This window comes from bacterium, from assembly GCA_040753555.1.
GTDB lineage: Bacteria > UBA9089 > UBA9088 > UBA9088 > UBA9088 > JBFLYE01.
In genome coordinates this window covers 1-2581 of sequence record JBFMDZ010000259.1, presented here as the reverse complement: position 1 = coordinate 2581, position 2581 = coordinate 1, and the positions used below count along the sequence as shown (strand labels likewise).

The window sequence follows — 2581 nt, the reverse complement described above, 5'->3', positions numbered from 1 at the left end:
ATTCCCTTCATTTCTAAAAATTAGCCTTCCTGTCAATAGAAAATAACCACAATTTTAAAAAAGAGACCCTAATTTTCCCAAAAATCCTTTCTTTAGCTAAAAAGATATGGGTAAGTTTCAAAAAAAATACCTTGACAAAAATGGATTTTTTTACTATAATTCTACTATAAAAGTTCCTAAAAGGTTTTATTGCCGAAGACCTTCTTTTGGAGAGAAAATCTTAAGAAAAAGGAGGTGAGAAAAGATGAAGAGACTTGTAAAAACATTAGCTGTATTTTTGGGTATAGGAATGGCAGGTTTAACCTATGCAGCTACTGAGGGAACATCTAGCCAGACCATTGAGGCAAGCATTAGCCCCCAACTTGAGATTAGTGTCGCACCAGCTGGACTTTTGGTCTGGGGAAGCAAGTTGACTATTGCTGGTCCAAACTCTGTAGTAGGGTCAATAACCGTTAAGAGCAATGCTAAGTATGACATCAGGATTAAGTGTTCCGACTCCACAAAACTCTATATGAAAGAATACTGTCCAGGCTCTCCTACTTGCACTAAGCAATGCACAGGCAGTTATAATGCAGGCTATGCTACGGCTGGTACACCTCGTACCCTTCAGTATTCTATGACCGGTATCGGTGATGGATCAGATTTAACGATTGGCGCAGACTATGTTGAAGTATACTCAACAGAAGATGTAACACCCAATGACGGTAGTCAGAAAGATGTAACCTTCAAACAGTCAATTGACTACGGGGACCACGAGTTGACCTCTAGCCCGTGTACTACCGGTGCAACAAGCCATACCTACAGAATGGGCATTTACTGGTTTGTAACCCAATCACTGTGAGGGAAGGGAGGATATGGCAAAGAAATCCTTGGGGGTGTATATCCTGCGGCAATCAGGAGATACACCCAAAGGAGGTTTTAATTTTTAAAATAAAATGAAGAGATTAAAATATGCCTTAATGGGGGGAGTAATATTATCTCTGGTCTTTTTCTTAAAAAAAGAGGCAAGGCCAGAGGGTATTGGAATTAATCCTGGCCGGGTGGAAAAGACAATCACCAAAGACGACCATTCCTTTTTTATCACTGTGAATAACCCAGTGGATAAAGGAGAGAATTTTGTTGTATCTACCCAGGGAATGAGTCAGTCTCCTACAGGAGGGGCTATTTTTGAGGAGGAAGGAAAAGAGGGAAAATGGTCAGCCGCTAAATTAATGAGGCTTGAACCTAAAGAGTTTTACCTGGCACCTAAAGCATCACAAAAGATAAAGGTGGAAGTAGATATACCGAAAGGTTATAGTGGCGGTGCCTATGGTGTTATTATTGTTAGTCCCAAACCTAAAGGAGTAACTGAAGAGGATATGGTCTCGGGAATAGAAATGCAATATCAGGTAGGCTCCCTTGTTCTCTTAACCTTTCTTGAATCCCAAGAAGGGCTAATAAGAAATGGTAAAATAAGGGAGATTAGCCTAATCCAGACAAAACCCGAGGAAGAGATTAAAATCTTAACCTACTTTCATAATACTGGCAACATCCATCTTCGTCCGGGAGGAAGTGTAATTATTCAAGATAAATCAGGAAAGGAGATCGCCCATTTACCCATTGAAGCAGCAACCATCTTACCTGATTGTTCCCGTCCCTTAGAGGCTACCTGGAAGCCAAAGAAACTACCCATCGGGAAGTATACCGCTGAAAGTAGGGTTGAATTAGATGGGGATTTAAAAAAAGCAAAGACTGATTTTATGGTTATCCGTCCCTTGGTGATCGCCCAACCCAAAGGAGAAATCGCCGATTTTTCAGTCAAAGAGCCAGTCCAGAATAAGCCCATCTCTTTTAGGCTTTTATTCCATAATGGCGGAAATATAGAGCTAACCCCAGAGGGATGGATAGAGATTAAGGATATAAAGGGTAAGCTGGTCAGAAAGATACCTGTGGAAGGTAAGGCTATTGCCCCTAATAGCAGCCAGCAATTAAATGCTTCCTACCCGCCAGGGCTTCTTTCAGGTGAGTATACTGGCCTAGCTAAGATTAACTATTACCCAGACAAAATGGCAACCAAAGAGAATAGATTTATTGTCTTAGAGAAAGAAATAATCCTTAGTGGAGAGATTACAGAGTTTACTATTCCCGGTGTTAGCCCTGGTGAGACAATCCTTCCCCAACTATTCTTTAAGAATACAGGCAATATTGCCTCTTATGTAGAGGGAATTATAGAATTACAAAATAGCGAAGGAAAAACCGTAGGTCAGATACCGATTGAAAGAACAATCATCCCAGAAGGCAAAACCGAAAAATTAAAAGCTGCTTGGCAAGGGGATTTGCCGTTGGGATTATATCAAGGTATAGCCAGATTGATCTTAGGGGGTGAGAAATTAGTAACTGAGAAAACCTCTTTTTTAATAACGAAGTAGGGTAAAATTTTTCTGTTGCTACTTTATTGATATTGTAACTACATGGCAGAACTTCCCCAACTTTTTACAAATCTATATAAACAATAAGATAAAATGGATTATTGTTAAAAAAACAAAAAGAAAAGAAATATTTAAGAAAAATACCAAATCTGCCGATATTAAAGAAGGGGACG

At 39.7% G+C, this 2581-nt stretch carries 2 protein-coding genes; both read left to right on the top strand.

All coding sequences use genetic code 11. The features are described from left to right. Positions 1 to 244: 244 nt before the first annotated feature. Positions 245 to 841: a hypothetical protein gene (locus AB1630_12165; GenBank protein MEW6104548.1), complete on the top strand. Its 597-nt coding sequence runs from the start codon at positions 245 to 247 to the stop codon at positions 839 to 841. Between the two features lie 94 nt (positions 842 to 935). Further along, positions 936 to 2408, top strand: coding sequence for a hypothetical protein (locus tag AB1630_12160; GenBank protein ID MEW6104547.1), 1473 nt, complete (start codon positions 936 to 938; stop codon positions 2406 to 2408). The last annotated feature ends 173 nt before the right edge of the window (positions 2409 to 2581 follow it).

Coding starts and splice junctions, on each gene's coding strand:
- AB1630_12165 (MEW6104548.1), top strand. CDS start 245: ATGAAGAGACTTGTAAAAACATTAGCTGTATTTTTGGGTATAGGAATG.
- AB1630_12160 (MEW6104547.1), top strand. CDS start 936: ATGAAGAGATTAAAATATGCCTTAATGGGGGGAGTAATATTATCTCTG.